Here is a 22603-nt window from a genome sequence, read left to right as displayed (position 1 = left end):
ATAACTATACGAAAAAGTATCGTATAGTTTCAGAGTATACAATACTTTTTCGTATAGGTCATATGAGATTATGCATATTTAACATTGTAAAAAGGCTGTTCTTTTTATAAGAACAACCTTCTTCCTTAACAAGTTTGTAATACACAACATGCATTTTCAAAACGTCGATTTTTCAAGTCTTCATTTCCAATGCAGAAATAAAGCATCCCTAAATCTCCCCACATCATATTACAATTTTTAGTATCTGAGTCAATTTGGAATAAAAGCGTCATTTGCTGTGGGTCTATTTCCATATACTGTCCAGTTTCGTACAATACCTCATCTTGTACAGAAAATGGCTCACCAAATATTTGATGGTTATCGTAGTTATCTGGGATTAGCTCTTCAAGTAATTGTAAGAAACGATCTGAATCATCCTCATCTTCAATGAAAAGCTCTGGCAATTTATATGTCAGTTCAAAAGTAGTCGCACACTGGTTATAATTCGTTTGCAATTCATCCGCTCTCCGTAATTGCTCAACAGGAACATCATAATAAAACACACGTCCCGCTTCGGTTGGATTCACATCTTCTTCAAAGTAATTTTCAACGCTAAAGAAATATAACATCCCTGTCTTAGGAAGATCATGAACCATACCAACATTTTGTAAATCCTTTAAATTAAATTGTGCAATAAACTGTAACGGATTTCCTTTATGCGTTGGATATTCAAATGTAAATGGCAAGTCAGGAACCCCTCCCATTTTCGAACTACCTATCGCTACTGTTTCCTCCTGCTTTGGCACAACTTTTATACAAGGAAATACAGTATTCATAAGTTCCTCTTTTAAATGCGTCAGCCCATATTTATCAATTAATACTTCAATTTGTTTATTCATACATTCTCCTTATATTTACATACTTATTTATATCATCGCACAAAAATTATACTCCATTCTTTATAAAAACAACAAGCCTCCGAAAAAACGGGCTCTTCCTTCATACGCGAACAAGTTTAAAAAAGCATAGTATACATTGTTCCTACAAACACGATAGTTCATTATTTCTTCCAGTACATTTTCCCCTCGTTCATTTTTATTTTTAATATAAGGAGGAATTCCACATGGGTTACGGATATAGTTGCGGCGGTTACGGTTACGGCGGTTACGGCGGTAGTTGTGGTGGATGTGGTTATGGAGGTTTCGCTTTATTAATCGTTTTATTCATCCTTCTAATCATCATCGGAGCTAGCTGTTGGGGCGGCTTTGTAGGCTGCTAGTAAATTTAAAAACTATTGTAAAAAAGCACGTACAATACGTGCTTTTTTGCCATTTTCAAATTTTTTATGTGAAAGGAAGTATGCTTTATGAAGATTGATGGTGTTTTTGAAGGAGGCGGTGTACGCGGAATTGCGCATGTAGGGGCAATTTGCGCGTTAGCTGAAAAAGGCTATGAATGGGAACGTGTAGCTGGAACATCAGCTGGTTCGATTATCGCTGCGCTCCTAGCAGCAGGATACTCTTGCTCAGAGCTAAAAACGATTATAACAAATATTGATTATAATAAATTTACGAAGAAAACCTTTATTGACAGAATCCCATTTATCGGAAAAGGATTAAGCGCATGGACTACTCTTGGTATTTACTCTAATATTTTTATAGAAGAATGGATTGAAGAATTACTGCGAAAAAAAGGAGTTCACTTATTTACAGATTTACCTGATTTAAATAAGCTTAAAATTATCGCTTCTGATATAAGTAATGGTAAAATGGTTATCTTTCCCGATGACTTACCAAACTACGGATTTTTAAATTATCGCTTCTCTATTGCTAAAGCTGTAAGAATGAGTAGTACAATCCCCTTCTTTTTTGAACCGGTAAAATGGAGAACCCCAAAATGGAAGCAACCTTGTTATATGGTTGACGGAGGAATTTTAAGCAATTATCCAATTTGGATTTTCGACTCTCCTACCTCTCCCCGCTGGCCGACTTTTGGGTTTCATTTCGTAAAAGATGAGATTCAAGCTGACCCAGCCCACTACAACGAGCCTATCTCCATGTTCAAAGGACTTTTTAAAACAATGATGCAAGCCCATGATTTACGTCATTTAGACAAGGAATCAAAAGCAAGAACAATTACAATCCCAACAGGGTCCATTACTAGTACAAACTTTGAGTTAACAATGGAAGAAAAAGAGTGGCTATACAATTCTGGTTATAACGCCGCAAATAAGTTTTTACAATCGTGGAACTTCAGACAATATATTGATAACTATAGAAACGGAAATCAGGATCGAAAATCAAATCGTTATTTCCGTCAACTTGACTCATAATATTATTATCTTTTATACGAGAACACGTAACGCTTTCAAAAAATAAGCCTAGTAATAATATATTACTAAGCTTATTTACTTTCTGCATCATTATTATACGTTGTTTAAGGATAAGTTAACCCTTCTGCTTCCTCTGCAGTAATAACGGTGTATCGATTTCCCGTTCGTAATCCTAACAATTCTGCTTTTTCAATTGCTTCCTGCTTCGTCTCCGCATAAGCAGCTAAATATTTTTTTCCATTGATAATTTGACAAATTACATATTGTTTCATTATATTCTCCTCTTACTTTTTCATTAAACGTACAAGTTTTTTTATCCCCATTTCAATTTCTTCTAACGTTGCGTATGAATATGATAGACGCAAAAATTGATTTGCATTTCTATCATACAAAGTACCTGGATTTAATAAAACCTTTTCTTTCAAAGCTTTATCAAATAAGCTACGATTTGAAACGGAGATATTCATATGTAACCAAATATAAAAACCACCTGCTGGTTCATACCAAGTTGCTATATCATGGCAATATTTCTCTAACATTTGTAACATAAAATCTCTGCGTTTTTTCAACTTAGTTCTTACAAACTGTAAATGTTCATCATACGATCCATTTGTAAACCATTCCGCTGCAATTTGCTGGGATATAGAACTCGATCCATAATCTGTTTGCATTTTTATGTCTGCCAATCTTTGAATAACAGGCTCAGATCCAACAATCCATCCAATTCTTAATCCTGGACTAATAACTTTAGACATACTCCCGATATGTAGTACAATTCCATTTTTATCATATGCTTTTAAAGGCTTTGAAACTGGCTCATCAAACCATAAGTCTTGATACACTGCGTCCTCTATAATTGGCAACCCAATTTCATTACATATTTCCATCACTTCTATTCGTTTCTTCGTATTCATACTAAAGTTCGTCGGATTATGATAAGACGGGATTGTATATAAAATAGATGCATTAAATTGTTTCTTATATTTCGAAATATATGATGTATGTAAACCATTCTCATCCATTGGTATTCCAATGAGACGCATTCCTGCGGATTGAAAAACATTAAGCGAATATAAATAGGATGGTTTTTCTAATAAGATGGATGCCCCTTTTGGAAGAAGCCCCATAGAAATAAGTTGCAAAGCTTGAATTGCTCCTGAAACAATTAATATAGAATCAGGCGTTACATATATACCATGTCCTTTTAAATAGTCTGCAACCTTCTTCCTTAAAGAGAGATTTCCTTTCGGCTCTTCATAGCCAAGTATCATCTTGGATCCTAAAAGTTTATTTATAATATCTCTCATCTTTTTTTCAGGTAAAAGACTTGGCGCGAGCTCACCTGTTCCTAAACGAATTACATGCGGATCAAATTCAGCTTGATTTATTTCTTGAATAGCAGGCAGATTCGGATAATGAAGTCCTGTTTCTACATAAGACTGCCAATTAGGCGGGGGTGCGTATGTGGAGGCATTCACATTATTATTTACAACAATTGTTCCTTTCCTGCCATTCCCTTCAATGTACCCCTTGGCAACTAGTTCATCGAAAGCCATTACAATTGTGCTTCGATTCACACCAAATGTATATGCCAATTCTCTTTGTGAAGGTAATTTCGTTCCAACAGTCCATTCTCCATTAACGATTCTTTCTTTTATATACATTTCTATTTGTTTGTATAGAGGCGTCGCTAGAGACATATTCGGTTTCCAAACGATTCTTTCCATCATATCACCTTACATTCTTTTTGGTTGGTAACCTCCCCAACCATATGGATGGATACAAATTTTCATTTCTTCTATACAATATACACTATCATAATGAATTTAAATAGGAGGTAATATGATGGGTGAAGCAATTATTCATGGTATCATTCTTGCATTTGGTCTTATTATTCCGTTAGGCGTCCAAAATGTTTTCGTTTTTAACCAAGGTGCGAGCCAACCAAACATTTGGAGGGCAGCCCCTGTCGTATTAACTGCCTCTATATGTGATACGTTACTCATATTGATAGCGGTACAAGGTGTTTCCCTTGTACTCCTTACTTTTTCTTGGCTAACTAACTCGTTATATATAATTGGATTTTTCTTTCTCCTATACATGGGCTTTGTTATTTGGAGAAGTAACCCTTCCAACGATGTAAAACAAGAAAAAAGTATGCCCTTAAAAAAGCAAATCCTTTTCGCCGCATCGGTTTCGTTATTAAATCCACATGCAATTTTAGATACGATCGGTGTAATTGGAACCAATTCTATTCAATACATAGGAAATGAAAAATGGGCTTTCACACTTGCAACTATTATCGTTTCTTGGATTTGGTTTATAAGCTTAGCTTTAGCGGGGAAATTTCTAAAAAGGCTAGACTCAACCGGAAAGACAATCGTATTATTAAATAAATTTTCTGGTCTCATCATATGGAGTGTTGCACTTTATATGTTAAAACAAGTTATTTATTCCTAATGAACGAAAGAGAATTGCATGTTACTGAAAACATCATGCAATTCTCTTACAAATTATGAAGTAGGTTCTGGTTTCTTTTTTACGTTCTTTGCATCTTTTGCTGGTTTAATCCAAATGATTGCTATAGCAGCACCGATCCCAGCGAATATACTTGTTAAATAAAATACTTCATGGTCAGCACCTTTCATGAAAAAAGAGTATAGAGGTGGTCCAGCTGCTACACCGATAAAGCGCATTGAACTATAAAATGACGTAACCGTTCCCCTTTGCTCCTTTTCAATTCCTTGTGTAATTAAAGCATCTAAACATGGGAGCGCCATACCAATTCCTATCCCCATAATAACGAGACAAAGAAGTAGTAAATAAATCCCTTTTATAAATAAAGGAATGATGACTGATGCAGCTGCCATTAAAAAACCAATATAAATACACTTCTTCATCACATTTTGATTATCTCCGATTTTTTTACCAGCCATATAGGAACTAATTGACAGTACAAGTAATGGGATCGCAAGCACACACCCTTTCCATATACCATGAATGTCATACTTTGATTCCAGTATAGTTGACAAATAAAAGAGAATTCCGAATAAAATAAGCATAATAATTGCACCTAATGCAAAAATGGCAATTAACCATCTTCCTTTTTCACCAAACGTAGTAAGAATTGATTTTATAAACTCTTTAAGTGGTGGTACTTCTCCTTCTTGTTTCTTTGCCTTTACTAGAACAAGTAATAAAACAATTGATACTACGCATAAAACTGGAATCGCCCAAAAGGGTAAGAACCATACAATGGCAGCAAGAGCAGACCCTAAAATAGGGCTCAGAACTTTCCCAAATGTATTGGATGTTTCTATGATTCCTAAACCTGTACTAACTTGTTTTTCATCCTTGTATAAATCACCAACACACGGTATAACAACTGGCATTGCACCAGCAGCACCAATACCTTGAATCGCTCTACCAATCAATATCCAAGTGTAGGGATTATCCACTTTCCAAGATACCCAACCAGTTATCGCTCCTCCTATAGCCGCAATCAGCAAACTCGGAACCATTACCATCTTTCGTCCCCATCTATCTGATAAATAACCAGCAATCGGTATAAGTAGAATGGCTACGATAGAATAAATTGTAATAATCATGGATACTTGAAATGATGAAATATGTAATTTCTTTTCAATAGTCGGCAGGATTGGGATGAGCATTGAATTCCCTAATGTCATAACAAGTGGAACTGATGCAAGCGCAATTAAACAACAGTTTTCTTTTTTTAACATGTTGGCTTCGAAACCTTTCATCATATATTTCTTACCATATAATAGCCCTGCTGGAACGTAATTTTTCATTCCACCAGGGCTATTACATCTTTACTACTTCCCATTTACAACAAAAGAAATTGGGGGAAATATAGTATTATTTCTATTCTTTGAATCCAGTTCGCAATATATTCATACCAATTAATTGAAAAAAAAAGAAAGGAAGAATCCTTCCTTTCTCCTATAACCTTCTACAATTAGCGAGTATATCCGCCACCAAGTTGTTGTTCTGCCATCGCTACTAGGCGTTTAGTGATTTCACCGCCTACAGAACCGTTTGCACGTGAAGAAGTGTCAGCGCCAAGTTGTACACCAAACTCTTGTGCAATTTCATATTTCATTTGATCTAAAGCCGCTTGTGCTCCATGTGATGCTAATTGATTAGAATTACGATTTCTAGCCATTACCAATCACCTCCTTATTTATATATAAATTGTGTTAAATTTCAATTTAAATACATGGTAATTTTTGGTTATTTATATTTTTAAAAAAGAGTCTCTACAATGAGAGACTCTTAGATCATTTTATCCCGCTTTAATGGGCAGTAAGCCCCCCACTGAAAGGCTTTATCTCAGTGGGAGTAGTTGGCATTAAGAAGTTACTACTTCTAAATTTCTATTTGTTAGTACTTCCATTTCTTCTTTTCATATATCTTTCGCATTATGTCCAAACCATTCGAGTGAAACAAAAGAGGTATACTTTAATTGGTATACCTCTCTCAAACATATACTTTACATAATAATATTATTAATATCTTTCCAACAATACGCTGTCTCTTCCACCTGTAATCTTTCTAAAAATTTTGTATCAATTTTTTCTGGATTAAATTTTTCATAAAACGTTTTAGAAGGGTTATTCGTAACAACCCATACTAAAAGTGATTGCATATCATTTTTTATACATTCAGATAGTAAAGCTTGAAATAACTTTTTTCCTATTTTCATTCCTTGATACTCTTGTAAAAGGTAGATCGCATATAATTCTCCATCACAATTATATGCACCAGTTCTTTCTGCTCCTCCATCGATGAATCCAACTATTTCTCCATTTAACGTCTCTGCTACAAATCTAAATTGATGATTACATTCTTTTTGAAAAATATTTTCCCATTGTTTTTCCCGTTGCTCATATGTTATATTTTCTAAAATCTCGTTAGGGAATATGCCTTTATATGTCGTTTTCCAACTATCAGCGTGGACCTTTGCTATACCTGGTATATCATCTTTTATCGCTCTTCTAATATGTATTTCCATCATTTCTCCCCCCTTGTTATTCACCATTATATCAATTTATTTCCTTAAAAATCCAAATTAAAAAAGAGTAAATTCACTTCACTCTTTTTTATCACCATTATCTACTTTCCACTTCAACTGAAACTACTCGATCAATCTCTTTTAGGGAACTATATAACTCCGTCGTATACAAGTCTTCTGGAGCTAAAATAACCATCTCTAATTGCTGAAATGCTCCACTATCTATATCCTTAATCTTCACGCGTTTTACATGCATTCCTAAATTTTTAATCTGCTTAAATATACCATCTAACTCATGATGCTCTTTTACAGTAATTTTAATAGACAAGTCCTTTTGTCTTAATGAATACGGTCCTGCAATTTTCACAAGTTGCGGAAGTACATTAATTGCTAAAATGATTAAAATCATAGCAACCGTCGCTTGCAGATAAAATCCTGCTCCAATCGCAATACCTAAAGCTGAAGCAGCCCACACCATAGAGGCAGTCGTTAATCCAGAAATAACATCATTACTTCTTCGTAAAATAACACCTGCCCCAAGAAAACCAATTCCACTCACAATTTGAGCAGCTAGACGCATTGGATCCATATTGGTATGCCCTGGAACAGAATATACATGTACAGATTCAATTGAAACCATCGTAATTAAACAACTTGCTACAGAAATAACCATACTTGTTTTCACACCAAGTGGTTTATTCTTTAGTTGCCTATCTATCCCGATGAATAATCCTAAAAAGAGTGCTAAACCTAATTTGAGTAAAAATTCATATGACATATTTCCATTCTCCTTACTTAACAATGTTTCCCTTAGAATAATTCACTATAACTCTTTTATGATATCAATTCCAGTCTTTTCTATTCGTTTAACGTAAAAAACCGAAAAAACATTTGTGACGATGTTTCCCCGGCTTTTTATTACGTTTAAGATTCTTCTTTATTTCTGATCTTTAATCTTAATCTCTGCATCTTTGTAGAATGCTAATTTACTGTCATTATACTCTTTTGTAAAATTGTTAAATTGCTCTTTTGATTTTTGTGCTTCCACAGTTAATTCATTAACAACTTTAACTTTTTCACCAATCTCTTTTAATTTCGTTTCTTTTACTTTTAATTTTTCATACAGTTCTTTTTCAGTCGCCAACGCCTTCGTATAATTTTCATTCATCTTTTGGAATGCATCATAACGGTTTTTATACGACTCTTCTACTGCTTTCGCTTGTTTTTGTAACTTTTTATCTTCAAGCTTCTCTATATTTCCTTGAACAGATTTTGTTTCTTTCTGAGCTTTTTCTAGCATTTCTTTCTCATTTTTCAATGCTTTTTCACGATCATCTACATTTGCAGTAGCTTGCTCTATTTTCTTCATAACAGCGTCATTATGCTCTTTACCTTCTTGTAAAATTTGAGAATATAGTTCTTGGCCTTCCTTCTCTAACTTCTCTAATTTTTTCGCTTCATCAACCAATGATTTTTCTTGTGTCGCCGCTGTTTCAAAAGCTGTATATAAGTTTTCTTCTGGTTTTTCACCAAAACAACCTGTTAATAGTCCGACTGATAGTGCTCCAACTACTGCTACTTTTCCATACTTCAACGTTCATTCCTCCATTACATACGGTTATCATGCCAGAAATTCACTGGGAAGTGATTCTCTTCATGATAAGCTTCAAACTCATAACCCTTTTCTTTTAACCCTTTTAAAATTGCTGGCACAGCAGCAACTGATTGTGGATGAATGTCATGCATTAAAATGACTTCTTGTGGTTTTGTTGCATTTGTTAATACATTTTGAGCAATTTGTGCTGCAGCTGCATCAACTTGCATTTTGTTATATTTCCAGTCTAATGAATCAATTGTCCAATCCCACACTTTAAAGCCGCCTTCTACCACCTTATTTCTAAGATTTTCATTTAATCCAGGCATTGAACCGTATGGTGGACGTGTTAATTTAGGTGATTTCCCAATAATATTAGCGATTAAACTTTGATCTTCTTTCATCTCATTTACATACTCGCCATTTTTATATAACTTTGCAAAATTATGCGTCATACTATGCATTCCTACATAATGACCTTCTGCATTTTCACGTTTCACTAAATCTGGAAACTCTTTTACATTCGCTCCAATTAAAAAGAATGTCGCCTTCGCATCATGTTGTTTTAACGTATTTAATAATTCAGCCGTATATTTCCCTGGGCCATCATCAAATGTAAGATAAGCAACTTTTCTTTCCTTGCCATTAAAACGACTTGGTGCCGTTTTATTCATTTCTACTTTTGGTTGTTCACTTGCGAGTTGTACTACATTTTCTTGTTTTGCAACAGCCTTTGCTGGTGAAGTAATGGATTGAAACATGAAATACCCAATAGCTACTGCTGCAATCGCTATTAAAACGAATACTACTCGTTTAATTTTAAAAGCTTTTTCCATTCTATCGAATTCCTCTCCCTATTAATCTTATATATAAATCACCCAATATAATTATACATCTATTTATTTTATTACACTATATAAAACAAACTTTATATGTATTATAATGGGAGTTTTATCAAAATGGTCGTTCCTATTCCTTCTTTACTTATAATATTTATTGTACCTCCATGAAGCTCCACCATTTTTTTAACGATAGCTAAACCAAGACCCGCAACTGTAGCATGATTATTAATCTGGTAAAATGACTATTCTATATATGGTAAATGCTCTTTAGCAATTCCAATCCCTTCGTCTTTCACCTTTATCACTGCTTGTCCTTCATTTTTAGTCGCTTCAATATATACTTTACCATTTTTATGTGAATATTTAATGGCATTTTGAACAATATTCAAGAAAATTTGCTTTAGCCTATTTCAATCTCCTATCAATTCAATTCGTTCTATAGTTTTGATGAATTGCATTTACTTCTCTTCAGCATTAGGAGTTAATTGCCAAATCGTCTCCTCTAGTATATCGTATAATTGCACCTTTTGTTTATATAAATTGAAATGAATTAAGTATAAAAAATCGTTACAGAAAAATTGCTAATCCATCTCGATAAAAAAAGATTGGCAAAGGCCAATCTTTTTTTATTATTCATTTCGAGCTGGCTTTGGTGTTACACCTAAATGTTCATTTAATTTTTTCGAAATATCTTTTACATTTTTTTCATTTGGAATGTAATAATAAATACCTCCAATACGTTTATCCGTACCTTCCACTTGCATTTTTTCCATTTCCAAATTAGATCCTGCCATATTTTTCGTAATAGCAAGCATATCATCGAAAGTTAAGTTCGTTTTCATATTTTTATCAACCGCATCAAGTAAAGAGCCCATTTTGCTAATAGATTGAACAGACATCGCTTTTTTAGCAATTGCTTCAATTACAAGTTGTTGTCTTTGACCACGCATTGCATCACTGTCAATTTTACGCGTTCTTGCAAGTGCAAGTGCTTGTTCTCCATTTAAATGTTGATACCCTTTTTCTAAATGGATCATACCAGCTTGGTCTTTACTATCTTGTTCTGTGAAAGTAACTGGTACATCAATATCAATACCACCAAGTGAATCGACAATTTGTACGAATGATTCAAAGTTAAACTTCACATAATAATCAACAGGAACATTTAAAAATCTTTCCACTGTATCGCGTGTACTTTCAACACCACCAAATACGTGTGCATGTGTAATTTTATCTAATTTCTTTCTAGATGGAATATATACACGTGAATCACGCGGAATACTTACTAATTTAACTGATTTATCATCTTTATTAATTGTCGCTAATAAGAGTGCATCTGTACGAACAGCTTCTCCGTATTGACTTTTTCTCATTTCACTACCATCAACACCCATGATTAGAATTGAAATGTTATCCTTTAAAGGTTCAACTTCTTTATCACGCTTCGATGATTTATCAATTTGTGCATATGCATCACTTACTACTGCTTTTGCTTTATTATATATTAACGATCCATATCCTACTCCACCAAAAATAAGTAGGAAAAACGGAATTAAAATGAACCATTTTATTGACTTTCTTTTAGAACGTTTTTTACTGCTTCTCGTATTCTGTTCTAATTCAGAGCTCATATCCATTCGCCTCTCTTTCTCTTTCCCAATTATAATGCAAGTCTATTAACCTTCATATTGAATTTCCTTTCAATTACCTTACAATTTTGTAATGTTACTGCGCAAATCCAATATGTACTCCATTTCACATTATACTCTCGTGCTTATTTTTGGCAAGTCACTATTTTTCAACTTCAAATATTTAGCATTTCGCATTTTCCAAAATTACCGATTTATAAATTCATTCATTTCGAATCATTCAATTTCCCCATAAAGTGAAACTTTAATCAGTGGGGTTTTCTTCAGCCCTCACCAATCGGACTTTAATGGGCAGCAAAAATAAAGAACAAAATTAGTAATACAATCCGTACGAATATAGTAATGTACATTTCATATTATTTTTTCTCAAACGGTGTATACATTGTTTTCTTCCCATGATTATTAATGAAAGCTGATTTTGCTTTTATTTTCGTCTTTTGTATTTCTATCTCTTCATTTGAGAAATTCACAATAATTTTAATATTTTTTCCATACGAAGCTGATTGTACTAACTTATCTTCTGACAAATATGCAAAGTCCGTCATTTCTTCTTTTACTGCCTTTTCATGAACTTCATTCCAAACTTTCAGGTGCTGCGTAATTTCTTGTTTATGCTTATTCCACTCTACTTCATCTAAATGGTACAACGGAGGAACGTTATACAATAATTCGTATAGCATACGGTTTCCGACCTCATCTTTTACTTTCAAGCTTCCCCATTCCCAGTGATGCGTTGTAATTACAGAATCATTGTATACTAATTTATATAACGGTACTGAATATACAGGATTTAAATACACTTGTTTATACTCTTCTTTTAACGGTACTTGTTTTGCATATTTTTCTGGAACATTTTGATTCGGTGACCAATATCCGCCTACATAATACGGACTTGTTTTGTTTTTCCTCATATCTTCATCGTCCCATTTAATTACAGGCGTTTCAATACCATGAGCAAATGCAATCGTGCTACTTGCAAAATCATTTCCACCCTCAGAACCCACTACCATACCTTTTTCTTGTGCAATATAATCCATTCGTTGCAGTCTTGCTTTTAAATCTTGCTCTTGTGTCGTTATATGTTTCGCTGAATAGTCATCGTAAATTTCACCTGTCGCATCACAATCAATAAACCATGAATTATATTTAGGACCATTTTGTAATATATCATTCATGCGTTCTTTTACACTAGGCAGAGATAAAGTTGGATTTAATTTTCGCCCTCTCCCTAAAAACCCTTGCACCTTTTCTCCATTTTTCTTCGTTACAGTAGCCTCTTCGTATAATGATGGGTCATTAAAGGATGCTGTGTTCCAATTTTTATCACTTTTTTCGTGAATGGAATGATATGAGTCATACGGACCAACTAAATACCCCATTTCCTTAGCTTTTGTCACGAAATTAGGTTGCATAAATCCTTGTTCCCAGTTCGGCAGACCAATCCACGCTTTTTCTATTCCTGCCTCTTTCATTTCCTTTAGTATGTCCGTTCCATCTGCATTACCCCATTTACTTACCTCTTCAACCGCATCACCAAGTAGCGACTTTAATAAATGCTTATTTAAGCTATACAATTCTGTATTCGTTAAGTGACCTACGCCTTTCTTTAATAGCACACTAGCTTCCTGATTAACGTTTTGAAAAATATCCTCTTTATAAAATTCTTTCATAGATAACACTTCGTTTATATAACGTAAAATAACATTTTTTTGATACTTATCAATGAAATCTTGTTTACTTACTTGATCTAATACATTCAATTCCCCAGACTCCGAACTATTCTTTTGGATAAGTTCTTTTATATGGCTAAATACAGGACTATTTATTTGCTCTCTTATCTTCGCCCAATTTACATTACTGTCAGACAAACCATTTTGATTCCAAAAATAAAAATGAGCCGCACCATAAAGTTTTTCAATCTCTTTATTTTTTCTAGCCTTTTCTTGTAATGTTTTAAATTCACCTTTTCCAGCAATATTATCCTTATACAGTTTAGCAATACTGACTGCATCATTATTTGTCACATATAATTGAAATCCATATGTTTTACTTTTATTTATACGCGGGAATTCATGTGTAAAATCAAATCCTATTTTCGGATCCGAATGAAATTTTAATTCATTATTAAACATATTGTTCGCAATATATACAATCGAATATTTAGAACCATTTAACGCGAAAAACTTCATAGAAAATGATTCAGCAAATGAATATGCATCATCCTTTAAAAACTTCTTCCAATTTCCATCATTACTCGGAATTTGCTTCCCTTCCCATAACGGAAGTGTATAATTTTCAGCTTGTACTTTCGGCCAAGTAAAGCTTTCTGCACCAGTCGATTCCACTTCGATATTTAAGTGATCTTTTTTCTTCTCTAGACTCACTTTTACTTTTTGATCTGGATATTCCCAAGATGTACGATCCTTATCTTTTTTTACATTCGACACCTTCATTTTCGGCAAGGGCTGTGACGCCTGTTCCTTTACACCATCATGTTCTACAGTTAACGTGAAAGTCTCTGGATTGACATCATAAGTAAACTCTTTATACGTTGCTTTCTTTATTTTAGACTCTTGAACAGTATTGCTATCTTTTACATCACACCCGACTAAAGTCGAAAATGACATCGTTGTAAGAAGACATATTGCTATCATTTTTTTCATCTTCTGCACCTCCACCACTGAATATACAGGGGCTTTGTTACAGGAATGTGGCAAAAAAATAGAGCTAGCATAAACTAGCTCTATTTGCGTATTAAAAATAAAGTGAAACTTTAATCAATGGGGGTTTTGTTCATCCCCCACTGATTATTAGCCCTCACCAATCGGACGTTTACGGACAGTTCATCTCCCACCTAACTTCTTTGCTCCAACTGAATTTTGAGATGGGAATTTTACTGTCCGTTAACGCGGGATAAAGGCAAATCATTCTAAGTTGTAACACTTATTTCTTAACTAAAAAAATACGTGTATATAATATAGCCTAAAGCTAGCACTAAAATTACTAAGGCTGTACCTTTCCAATTCATACCACCTGTCATATCAACTGGACTACCTGTTTCAGCTCTGTTTAATCCATCCTTTAAAGAACCAGTAGGATTATTTTTCAATTCACTTTGCCGTATACGTTCTCTTTTTTCTTCCGGTGACTCTTGCTTCATAGGATCACCTCCAAATGAATACACACTTTACTAAATTATACATTATTACTTTTCTTTTATATGCCAACTGAAAAGCTATTTACAACAAAAAAAGCTAGCCATGCTAGCTTTTTTATAGTTCTATATGTTCTTCTTTATTTACTGTAATACCTCTATGATCGATTTCTAGCTCACACACTTTCATAGACGTAAATACTCTCGCTAATTGCTCAGCAATTTCTTGACGTTTCTCATAAGGCGTTAATATAAAAATAGATGGTCCTGCACCGCTAAGCGCTGTACCGTATGCACCGAATTCTTTTGCACATTTACGAATAGATGGTAATAACGGTACTAGCTCTAAACGATACGGCTCGTGAAAATGATCCCTTTCCATCATTTCGCCTACAACTTCCCATTTCTTTTGACATAAAGCAGCTACTAATACATTACTTATTGCACTAGCCTTAACAGCTTCATGAAACGGGAATACATCTGGTAATACAGATCGACTTTCATCTGTATTTAGCTCTTCATTTGGAATAAGAGAAATAACGCCTAATTCCTTACTTTCAATTCTTACAACCGAAACATTCTTTCCATCAAGTGCTCCGATTACCGTTCCTCCTAATATAGAAGCAGCAACATTATCAGGATGACCTTCAAAATTTGTAGCAATTTGAACTTTTTGATCAGTCGTTAAGTTCAAGTTGCCTAGTTGATTCGCAAGCTCTATCCCAGCTACAATTGCTGATGCACTACTTCCTAGTCCTCTTGTTAATGGGATATTACTAGTAACTTCTATTATATAAGGTGATAAAGAAGGACTCACTTTACATGCCGTACTAACGATTAAATTTTTATCGTCTGTCGGAATCGACTCATCAAAAGAATGGATCACTTTCCATTTATTAGATTTCTCTTTTACTACTACATGCAAATACAATGACAAAGCTACTCCTACTGAATCGAATCCAGGTCCAACATTCGCTGTACTAGCAGGAACACGAATACTTAATGGTATCACGACATAATCACCCCTTTAATATGCTCTTTAATTTGTTCTATATTATTTGAAACACTTGCAATATCTAATGTATTAGAAGAAATTGCAATATCAGGATCTTTCAAGCCGTTCCCAGTTAAAACTGCAACAACTGTTTCTCCTTTTTTGATTTTTCCAGATTGAACATGTTTCATTACGCCAGCTAATGAAGCATTCGATCCTGGCTCAGCGAAAACCCCTTCCGATTTTGCTAATAATCTATACGCATGTAAAATTTCTTCATCTGATACCATATCTATTTCACCGTGAGACTGCTCAGCAGCCTCTACTGCATATGACCAACTTGCTGGGTTACCGATGCGAATCGCTGTTGCAATTGTTTCTGGCTCGTCAATTACATGCCCTTTTACAATAGCAGCTGCTCCTTCCGCTTCAAATCCATGAATTCTTGGCTTCTTATATCCTTTTTCTTTCTCATATTCACAGAAACCCTTCCAGTACGCTGTAATATTTCCGGCATTCCCAACAGGAATCGCTAAAACATCTGGTGCACTTTGCAATTGGTCACAAATTTCAAATGCTGCTGTTTTTTGCCCTTCAATTCGATAAGGATTTACCGAGTTAACTAATGTGATTGGCTCTTCTGCAGCAATATTTCTTACAGCCTTTAGTGCATCATCAAAATTTCCTTCTATTGAAATGATTTCAGCACCATAGGCAACTGCTTGCGCTAATTTTCCATGTGCAATCTTTCCTTCAGGTATTACGATAATACATTTCATTCCAAGGCGTGCCGCATATGCGGCAGCCGATGCTGATGTATTACCTGTCGATGCACAAATAATAGCCTCTGAACCTTCTTCTTTCGCCTTCGCAACTGCCATTACCATACCACGATCTTTAAAAGAACCTGTCGGATTCGCTCCTTCATACTTACCATATAACTGAATTCCTAATTGTTTTGATATATTTAATAACGGAATAAGCGGTGTATTACCTTCCATTAAGCTCACATCAGGTGTATTTTCATTGACCGGTAAATAAGAAGCATACTGTTTTAATAATCCTTTATACATATTGTTTTTCCTCCTCAATAATGTAGTAACTGTTTATTTCACTTGCGACATCTTCTATCGCTCCTAAAACTCGTTCGAATTGATACTTTGAAGTTTGATGTGTTACAACAACGACTTCTGCAAGTTCACGATTTAAAGGTAATTGAATCACTTCTTTTAAACTTACAGAATAATTAACGAAACATTCTGTTATTTTTTGCAACATCCCAGGTTCATCTCGTAATGAAATACGTAAGAAATATTTCGAAACGACTTCTTCATCCCCTTGTAATTCATACGGTTCTGGTTCTTTTAACGCACTTTTATTTTTCTGAACTTGATTCATATTTTTAACGATTGAAATAATATCACTTACTACAGCAGAACCAGTCGGTAATTTCCCAGCTCCTGGTCCGTAAAACATTACTTCTCCTACTGCTTGACCGTGAACATATACCGCATTAAATTCATTATTTACATTCGACAATGGATGATGACTTGGTAAAAGTGTCGGTTCTACACTTAAATGAATGGCTGATCCTTGTTTCTCCGCTTTCCCAATTAACTTCATTGTAAACCCTAACTTTTCAGCCATTTGTAAATCTTCTTTTTCGACCTTTCGAATCCCTCTTACTTGCACATCATCTAAAGAAACATTCATCGAAAAACCTAAGTTTGCAAGAATCGCTACCTTTCTCGCCGCATCTAGCCCATCTACATCCGCTGTCGGATCTGATTCTGCAAAACCTAATTTTTGTGCTTCCTGTAAAGCTTCTTCATACGACCATCCATTTTGACTCATCTTTGTTAACATGTAATTTGTTGTACCATTTACAATTCCCATTATTTTTTCAATCTGATCTGATGCTAATCCGTCTGTTAACCCTCTTAACACCGGAATACCGCCCGCTACACTTGCCTCATAACACAAATCACAATCATTATCATTTGCCAGTTGGAGAAGTTCTGCACCGTATACAGCCATTAAATCTTTATTTGCTGTCACGACATGTTTCTTATTTCGTAAAGCCTTAACAATATGCTGCTTCGCTTCTTCAATTCCGCCCATTACCTCTACTACAATATCAATATTTGAATCATTTAGAACTTCATCGACATGACTTGTTACTACGATTCCATCAATACAAACATCACGTTCTTTTTCTAAATCACGTACAACAACTGTCTTCACTTTCACTTCATACCCTGTATCAAGTGCAATTTTTTTACAATGTTCTTTCAAAATATGGACAACACCACTTCCGACCGTACCTAATCCTAACACTCCTACATTAACAACATTATTCATCTTCTAATCTCCTCCTACAATTTTATTTTTTATCTTTATCAATCACCTTGCTCTGCTTTTCAATCATGCAGGTGGTGGTTATTTCCGTACGTACAAATCGTTTCATGTTACAGCACCTCCTTTCAAAGTAATAAAAAAACACACTCATCCCTAGGAAAGGGACGAATGTGTTTTCGTGGTTCCACCCTTGTTCCAACCTAGACATATTTCTCTCTAGATTGCTCAAGTTCAGATAACGGCTGATTCCGTCAATAATTACTAGATTACTCGTTCACTATTGAAGTTCAAAGGTGGTAAAATCATTTCTCGTGTTAGGAAGCTCACACCCTTGACTTCCCTCTCTGTAAACCGTAAAAATGATTTCATGTCCTTATCGTTACTTTTCGTTCATGTTTATTTGTTAACTCATTATACTCGCATAAAAAACAAAATCAATACCATTTTTTATTTATTTTTAATTTTCAATCTTTAAAACTATAAAAAACACACTCATCCCTAGGAAAGGGACGAATGTGTTTTCGTGGTTCCACCCTTGTTCCAACCTAGACATATTTCTCTCTAGATTGCTCAAGTTCAGATAACGGCTGATTCCGTCAATAATTACTAGATTACTCGTTCACTATTGAAGTTCAAAGGTGGTAAAATCATTTCTCGTGCTAGGAAGCTCACACCCTTGACTTCCCTCTCTGTAAACCGTAAAAATGATTCCGTGTCCTTATCGTTACTTTTTCGTTCATGTCTATTTGTTAATTTATTATAGTTATGAAGTTTTTAAAAAGCAAGCCTATTTTTACTAACTATTTTCAAGAAATTTTTTTATTATATTTCACAATATCATTATGCAACTGCCACTCAATTTACCTATTTTGTTATTTCTCCAGTTTTTAAATCAACAGTTCACATATAAACATCCCATTCTAAAACACATACATACCCACAAAAAACTATACCAATAAAATTTTTCAATACAATCTTTTCGTATAACTTTCTTCTAAAGAACGTGCAACATCCTCTTCAGAAGTATTTACTTTCGCGTGCTCCAGCAACATTTTCGCTGCTGATGGTAACTCTTTTTTATGTAACCAAGATTCTGGATCCCACATATTAGAACGAATAAAAGCTTTTGCACAATGAATATAACACTCTTCTATTTCAACAACAATTCCAAGTAGCGGCTTGCGTCCATTTGCCTGCATTTCTTGCAAAATTTCTTCGTCGTTTGTTATATACGCTCGGCCATTTATTCGGAGTGTCTCCCCAAGACCTGGAATAAAAAAGAGTAACCCTACACGTGGATTTGAAATAATATTCAAAATGGAGTCTATACGGCGGTTGCCTGGTCTTTCTGGAATGATGATTTTATTTTTATTGAACACATATACAAATCCAGATGCATCTCCTCTGGGTGAGGCGTCACACTCTCCTAACTTATTTGCAGTAGATAATACTAGAAAAGGAGATTTGGATAGAAAATCTATACAGTGGTGGTCTAGTGATGAAATAACTTTCTTTAACGCTCTCTCACTTGGTTGCCCCAATATTTTCCGTAATTCTTCCTCTGTTGAAATAATCGATTTTATTTCCGTCCTCTCTATACCCACTTATACCCTCTCCTTTTTCTTTATTTTCCCAAAATTCAATACAGATATTGTATAATAAAATTTGCAGAAAGGGGAATTTAAATGACAGAGTGGTTAACAATATTTGATACTGAAAAAAATATACTTGGGAAGAAATTACGTGATGAAGTGCATCGTGACGGTGATTGGCACGAAACATTTCATTGTTGGTTTGTAGAAAAAGATGAGGAGGATATGTTTTTATATTTCCAATTACGCTCTAAAAATAAAAAAGAAGCTCCGAACATTTGGGATATTACTTCAGCTGGACATATTATGCATGATGAAGATGTACAAAGTGGTGGTCTTCGTGAAATTGAAGAAGAATTGGGGCTTTCTTTTCAAACGACTGATTTAGCATATAAGGGCATCTTTAAAATAGATTATGAAATTTCAAATCTTACAGATCGCGAGTTTTGTCATATGTATTTCCACAACGTCATTAACCCACTTCCATTCGCACCAGGTGAAGAAGTAGACGATGTGATGAAAATACATGCAACTTCTTTTCTACAGCTATTAAAAAGAGAGATTTCATCTTTTACCGCTACTTCTGTTTTGAGCAATAAACCGCTAACGATAACTTTTGATGATATTTATCCATATGATTTTGCATACTATGAATTTGTTGTTGAACAAGGAAAAGACTTACTAGAAAATAAGAGTTTATAAATAAAATAGGACTCCTAGCATCGTACTGCAAGGAGTCCTATTTTTTCATTATTGTTCAAGCATTTTCAATCTACTCTCTACTTGTATAAATAAACGAACGATTAATAACAGCATAATCACCATAATCGCTATCATTGTATGTGGATATCTAAACAGTACACTAATCACACTTCCAATGAACATCATGATGAATCCGTTTTGCTTCATGACTTCCGCACTATACCTATTACCTGCATCCCATAATTCTTTATTTTTCATAGATCGTTTCGTACGATAACCATATGCCGCATTAATATCTGTCGGTGGATTTTTTTGAAGGATAATTGCCGCAAATATAAATATAATACCTATTAAAATACTCATTCCTATGTTTATTAGTGCATACATCAATTATATCCCCTCCTAACCTACACCTTCATTATACGACATAATCCTGTTTTCCCTAATTTATAACACATTCATTTTCTTTCTTTTGATGTCTGGAACATACTTGGAAGTGTTACAAAACGCGCCCCTTTCGTTTTTAACTGCGGAATAATTTTGTCTAGCGCCTCTACGGATCCTTGCAAATGCCCACCTGGAGTTGAATGCTGAAGTATGATACTACCAGGAAATGAGTTCCCTAACACATTATTTGTAATCGTATCAGCGCTTACACCTTTCCAATCAACCGTGTCAACACTCCACTGTACAATCATAAAATTTTGCTCAGTTGCCCACTTCAATTGATCTTCAAGTATTTCACCATACGGTGGACGTACAAATTTAGGAGCATAGCCGACTAAACGTTTTAATATTTCTTCCGTTTTTATAATTTGATTACGGTACTCGACCTCATTTACTTTCGCTAAATTTGGATGACTATACGTATGATTGCCAATTACATGCCCTTCATTCGCAATACGCTTTACGACATTCGGAAACTTTTCTGAGTTTTCACCAAGTAAGAAAAAAGTAGCTTTTACATTATGTTGTTTTAACTTATCTAATATTTTCGGCGTAAATTCTAAATCCGGTCCATCATCAAATGTAAGTGCGACTTCCGCTTTATTGTACGGTCCTGAAAATGCGTATGCATATTTTTCGACCCATGAAAATGGTGTCCACGATCCACGTTCATCTGCTTTCATTTGTACTTCATAGCTTTGAGGGGTATATGTGTATGGCAATGTGCTTATATAATTTCCGTAATAAAATAAGTTATATGGCATATAGGTATACGGAACATCTCGTTCTAGTCCCCATTGATATGGAGCAAACATTTGTGGCGAATAAAAATAATACATAATAAAAACCTCCCTAAAATTTCATATGTGATTCCTCTACACTTTGTTAGAGAAATTCTTATTCATAAACAAAAATAAGACTGTCCGTAATTTGGACAGTCTTACTGCTTATTATTGTTAATAAATTGATGTGCTATCTTTTGGCAAAGCTTTCACATGTTTTAAATAACTCGTCACTCTGTCATCATCACCTTGCGGGTACTGATATCCATAAGCGCTAGCAATTTCATTCGCCACTTCCCTAAATAAATCACCCATGACAAAGAATGATTCCCATATGTTTTCATATTCTGCATTAGAAAATGTCTTTTTAAATTGCTCCCACATATCTCCTTCGAAATATTGCTCAAAATGCTTTCCAAACTTCCCTGCATTAACTGTAAAGTCTGTTTTCATACCAATATGCCATTCTAGCATTACGATGAACATATCTCGTACTGGTCCTTTAAGCATTCCTTTCGCATAAGAAAGCTCTTCTCTCCATAATCCTTTTGCCACATTCGTACTACACCACCAAAATTCATTACAGCAACCTAAAAATTCTTTTTCTGTAGGCTTTTTTATTAAGTAATCTTTATCGCTTGCTGGCGGGAATTCTTCCATACAATTATCTTTATCGAGAAGTAATTTACTTAAGCTATCTTGTCCAACGAACTTTTTTATTAAATCAACCGGAACTAATGTTAAATCAATCCGATTTCCATCCATGAACTGCATTAAATACGGAAACTTCCCGTCCCCATCTGGTGGAACTAATGACATTTCTTCTGGCATTTGTACAATCATTATTTCTCCAAACCTATGAATCCAATTATGATTAGACGTAAAAGAGCGTATATCTTTTACAACATATATAATATCGTAGTCTTGAAAACAATCTCTTTTCACATTTGGATTTACACGCGATCCATTCATGATGACAGCTCGAATTCTTTCATCCTCTTTTGCTGTATTTATAATTAAATCCAGCATTTCTTTTTCAGTTCTCATCTATTCCTAACCTCCAATTTTTAATATAAACTTATATTTTGAAGTATGTTGGAGGTCCACGAGCTAACTGCGTTATATACGATACATGTTATAACT

At 34.5% G+C, this 22603-nt stretch carries 23 protein-coding genes, 1 pseudogene and 2 other annotated features; of the genes and pseudogenes, 4 read left to right on the top strand and 20 right to left on the bottom strand.

The window, feature by feature from the left end; translation table 11 throughout:
* Positions 1-125: 125 nt before the first annotated feature.
* A complete protein-coding gene (locus MR079_RS13850) occupies positions 126-878 on the bottom strand; it encodes a YwqG family protein (RefSeq protein ID WP_139867602.1) in 753 nt (250 codons plus the stop codon).
* Positions 879-1102: 224 nt separating this feature from the next.
* Between MR079_RS13850 and MR079_RS13845 the strand changes: the two genes are divergently transcribed.
* A complete protein-coding gene (locus MR079_RS13845) occupies positions 1103-1258 on the top strand; it encodes a YjcZ family sporulation protein (RefSeq protein ID WP_000540426.1) in 156 nt (51 codons plus the stop codon).
* Between the two features lie 87 nt (positions 1259-1345).
* The gene (locus MR079_RS13840; RefSeq protein ID WP_000686819.1) at positions 1346-2311 is read left to right on the top strand and encodes a patatin-like phospholipase family protein; all 966 of its coding nucleotides are present in this window, start codon (positions 1346-1348) and stop codon (positions 2309-2311) included.
* Between the two features lie 104 nt (positions 2312-2415).
* On the opposite strand, the gene MR079_RS13835 is transcribed toward MR079_RS13840, so the two are convergent.
* Both MR079_RS13835 and MR079_RS13830 read right to left on the bottom strand, forming a co-directional pair.
* Positions 2416-2583 (bottom strand): DUF3933 family protein, encoded by a 168-nt coding sequence (locus MR079_RS13835; protein WP_049112887.1) that lies wholly within the window; start codon positions 2581-2583, stop codon positions 2416-2418.
* Between the two features lie 12 nt (positions 2584-2595).
* On the bottom strand, positions 2596-4041 hold the full coding sequence (locus tag MR079_RS13830) for an aminotransferase-like domain-containing protein (protein ID WP_242294152.1): 1446 nt from the start codon (positions 4039-4041) through the stop codon (positions 2596-2598).
* A gap of 115 nt (positions 4042-4156) precedes the next feature.
* Here MR079_RS13830 and MR079_RS13825 point away from each other — a divergent pair, with 115 nt between their 5' ends.
* Positions 4157-4771: a LysE/ArgO family amino acid transporter gene (locus MR079_RS13825; protein WP_139867606.1), complete on the top strand. Its 615-nt coding sequence runs from the start codon at positions 4157-4159 to the stop codon at positions 4769-4771.
* Positions 4772-4824: 53 nt separating this feature from the next.
* On the opposite strand, the gene MR079_RS13820 is transcribed toward MR079_RS13825, so the two are convergent.
* The 14 genes and pseudogenes from MR079_RS13820 to MR079_RS13755 form a co-directional block, all read right to left on the bottom strand.
* Positions 4825-6054: a bacillibactin exporter BcbE gene (locus MR079_RS13820; RefSeq protein ID WP_242294156.1), complete on the bottom strand. Its 1230-nt coding sequence runs from the start codon at positions 6052-6054 to the stop codon at positions 4825-4827.
* A gap of 236 nt (positions 6055-6290) precedes the next feature.
* Entirely contained in the window at positions 6291-6497 is a 207-nt protein-coding gene (locus tag MR079_RS13815) for an alpha/beta-type small acid-soluble spore protein (RefSeq protein WP_000113545.1), read from the bottom strand.
* 327 nt (positions 6498-6824) lie between these two features.
* On the bottom strand, positions 6825-7349 hold the full coding sequence (locus tag MR079_RS13810; RefSeq protein WP_242294151.1) for a GNAT family N-acetyltransferase: 525 nt from the start codon (positions 7347-7349) through the stop codon (positions 6825-6827).
* A 94-nt stretch (positions 7350-7443) separates the two neighbouring features.
* Complete coding sequence (locus tag MR079_RS13805; RefSeq protein WP_000119508.1) at positions 7444-8124, bottom strand: MgtC/SapB family protein; 681 nt, start codon at positions 8122-8124, stop codon at positions 7444-7446.
* A 159-nt stretch (positions 8125-8283) separates the two neighbouring features.
* The gene (locus MR079_RS13800; RefSeq protein ID WP_242294150.1) at positions 8284-8940 is read right to left on the bottom strand and encodes a YkyA family protein; all 657 of its coding nucleotides are present in this window, start codon (positions 8938-8940) and stop codon (positions 8284-8286) included.
* A gap of 14 nt (positions 8941-8954) precedes the next feature.
* Positions 8955-9776 carry a peptidoglycan-N-acetylglucosamine deacetylase gene (locus tag MR079_RS13795; RefSeq protein WP_139867612.1) on the bottom strand — a complete coding sequence of 274 codons (822 nt, stop codon included), beginning with the start codon at positions 9774-9776 and terminating at the stop codon, positions 8955-8957.
* Positions 9777-9877: 101 nt separating this feature from the next.
* Positions 9878-10330 (bottom strand): annotated as a pseudogene (locus MR079_RS13790) (sensor histidine kinase); the annotation flags it as partial.
* Between the two features lie 81 nt (positions 10331-10411).
* Complete coding sequence (locus tag MR079_RS13785) at positions 10412-11413, bottom strand: LCP family protein (RefSeq protein WP_139867614.1); 1002 nt, start codon at positions 11411-11413, stop codon at positions 10412-10414.
* A 374-nt stretch (positions 11414-11787) separates the two neighbouring features.
* The gene (locus tag MR079_RS13780) at positions 11788-14094 is read right to left on the bottom strand and encodes a glycoside hydrolase (RefSeq protein WP_139867616.1); all 2307 of its coding nucleotides are present in this window, start codon (positions 14092-14094) and stop codon (positions 11788-11790) included.
* Between the two features lie 287 nt (positions 14095-14381).
* Positions 14382-14591: a DUF6366 family protein gene (locus tag MR079_RS13775; RefSeq protein WP_113712372.1), complete on the bottom strand. Its 210-nt coding sequence runs from the start codon at positions 14589-14591 to the stop codon at positions 14382-14384.
* Between the two features lie 112 nt (positions 14592-14703).
* Complete coding sequence (gene thrB, locus MR079_RS13770; protein ID WP_242294149.1) at positions 14704-15597, bottom strand: homoserine kinase; 894 nt, start codon at positions 15595-15597, stop codon at positions 14704-14706.
* Positions 15594-16652, bottom strand: a complete 1059-nt coding sequence (thrC, locus tag MR079_RS13765; RefSeq protein ID WP_000276440.1) for a threonine synthase — start codon at positions 16650-16652, stop codon at positions 15594-15596. The genes thrB and thrC overlap by 4 nt, the downstream gene beginning before the upstream one ends.
* Positions 16645-17940, bottom strand: a complete 1296-nt coding sequence (locus tag MR079_RS13760) for a homoserine dehydrogenase (protein ID WP_242268242.1) — start codon at positions 17938-17940, stop codon at positions 16645-16647. The genes thrC and MR079_RS13760 overlap by 8 nt, the downstream gene beginning before the upstream one ends.
* Before the next feature lie 154 nt (positions 17941-18094).
* Positions 18095-18326, bottom strand: a binding site (T-box leader).
* A gap of 113 nt (positions 18327-18439) precedes the next feature.
* Positions 18440-18671, bottom strand: a binding site (T-box leader).
* A gap of 231 nt (positions 18672-18902) precedes the next feature.
* Entirely contained in the window at positions 18903-19541 is a 639-nt protein-coding gene (locus MR079_RS13755) for a pyridoxamine 5'-phosphate oxidase family protein (RefSeq protein ID WP_139867621.1), read from the bottom strand.
* A gap of 81 nt (positions 19542-19622) precedes the next feature.
* Here MR079_RS13755 and MR079_RS13750 point away from each other — a divergent pair, with 81 nt between their 5' ends.
* Positions 19623-20231: an NUDIX hydrolase gene (locus MR079_RS13750; RefSeq protein WP_139867623.1), complete on the top strand. Its 609-nt coding sequence runs from the start codon at positions 19623-19625 to the stop codon at positions 20229-20231.
* Between the two features lie 48 nt (positions 20232-20279).
* Here MR079_RS13750 and MR079_RS13745 read toward each other — a convergent pair whose 3' ends face one another.
* The 3 genes from MR079_RS13745 to MR079_RS13735 form a co-directional block, all read right to left on the bottom strand.
* A complete protein-coding gene (locus tag MR079_RS13745) occupies positions 20280-20618 on the bottom strand; it encodes an SdpI family protein (protein WP_139868132.1) in 339 nt (112 codons plus the stop codon).
* 71 nt (positions 20619-20689) lie between these two features.
* Positions 20690-21517, bottom strand: coding sequence for a peptidoglycan-N-acetylglucosamine deacetylase (locus tag MR079_RS13740; RefSeq protein WP_139867625.1), 828 nt, complete (start codon positions 21515-21517; stop codon positions 20690-20692).
* A 117-nt stretch (positions 21518-21634) separates the two neighbouring features.
* Positions 21635-22507, bottom strand: a complete 873-nt coding sequence (locus tag MR079_RS13735; RefSeq protein WP_242294148.1) for an aminoglycoside 6-adenylyltransferase — start codon at positions 22505-22507, stop codon at positions 21635-21637.
* Between the last annotated feature and the right edge of the window lie 96 nt (positions 22508-22603).

The organism is Bacillus cereus group sp. BfR-BA-01381, from assembly GCF_022663555.1.
GTDB classification, from domain to species: domain Bacteria; phylum Bacillota; class Bacilli; order Bacillales; family Bacillaceae_G; genus Bacillus_A; species Bacillus_A pacificus.
The sequence above is the reverse complement of the archived record's forward strand: the minus strand, read 5'-3'. Positions and strand labels throughout refer to the sequence as shown.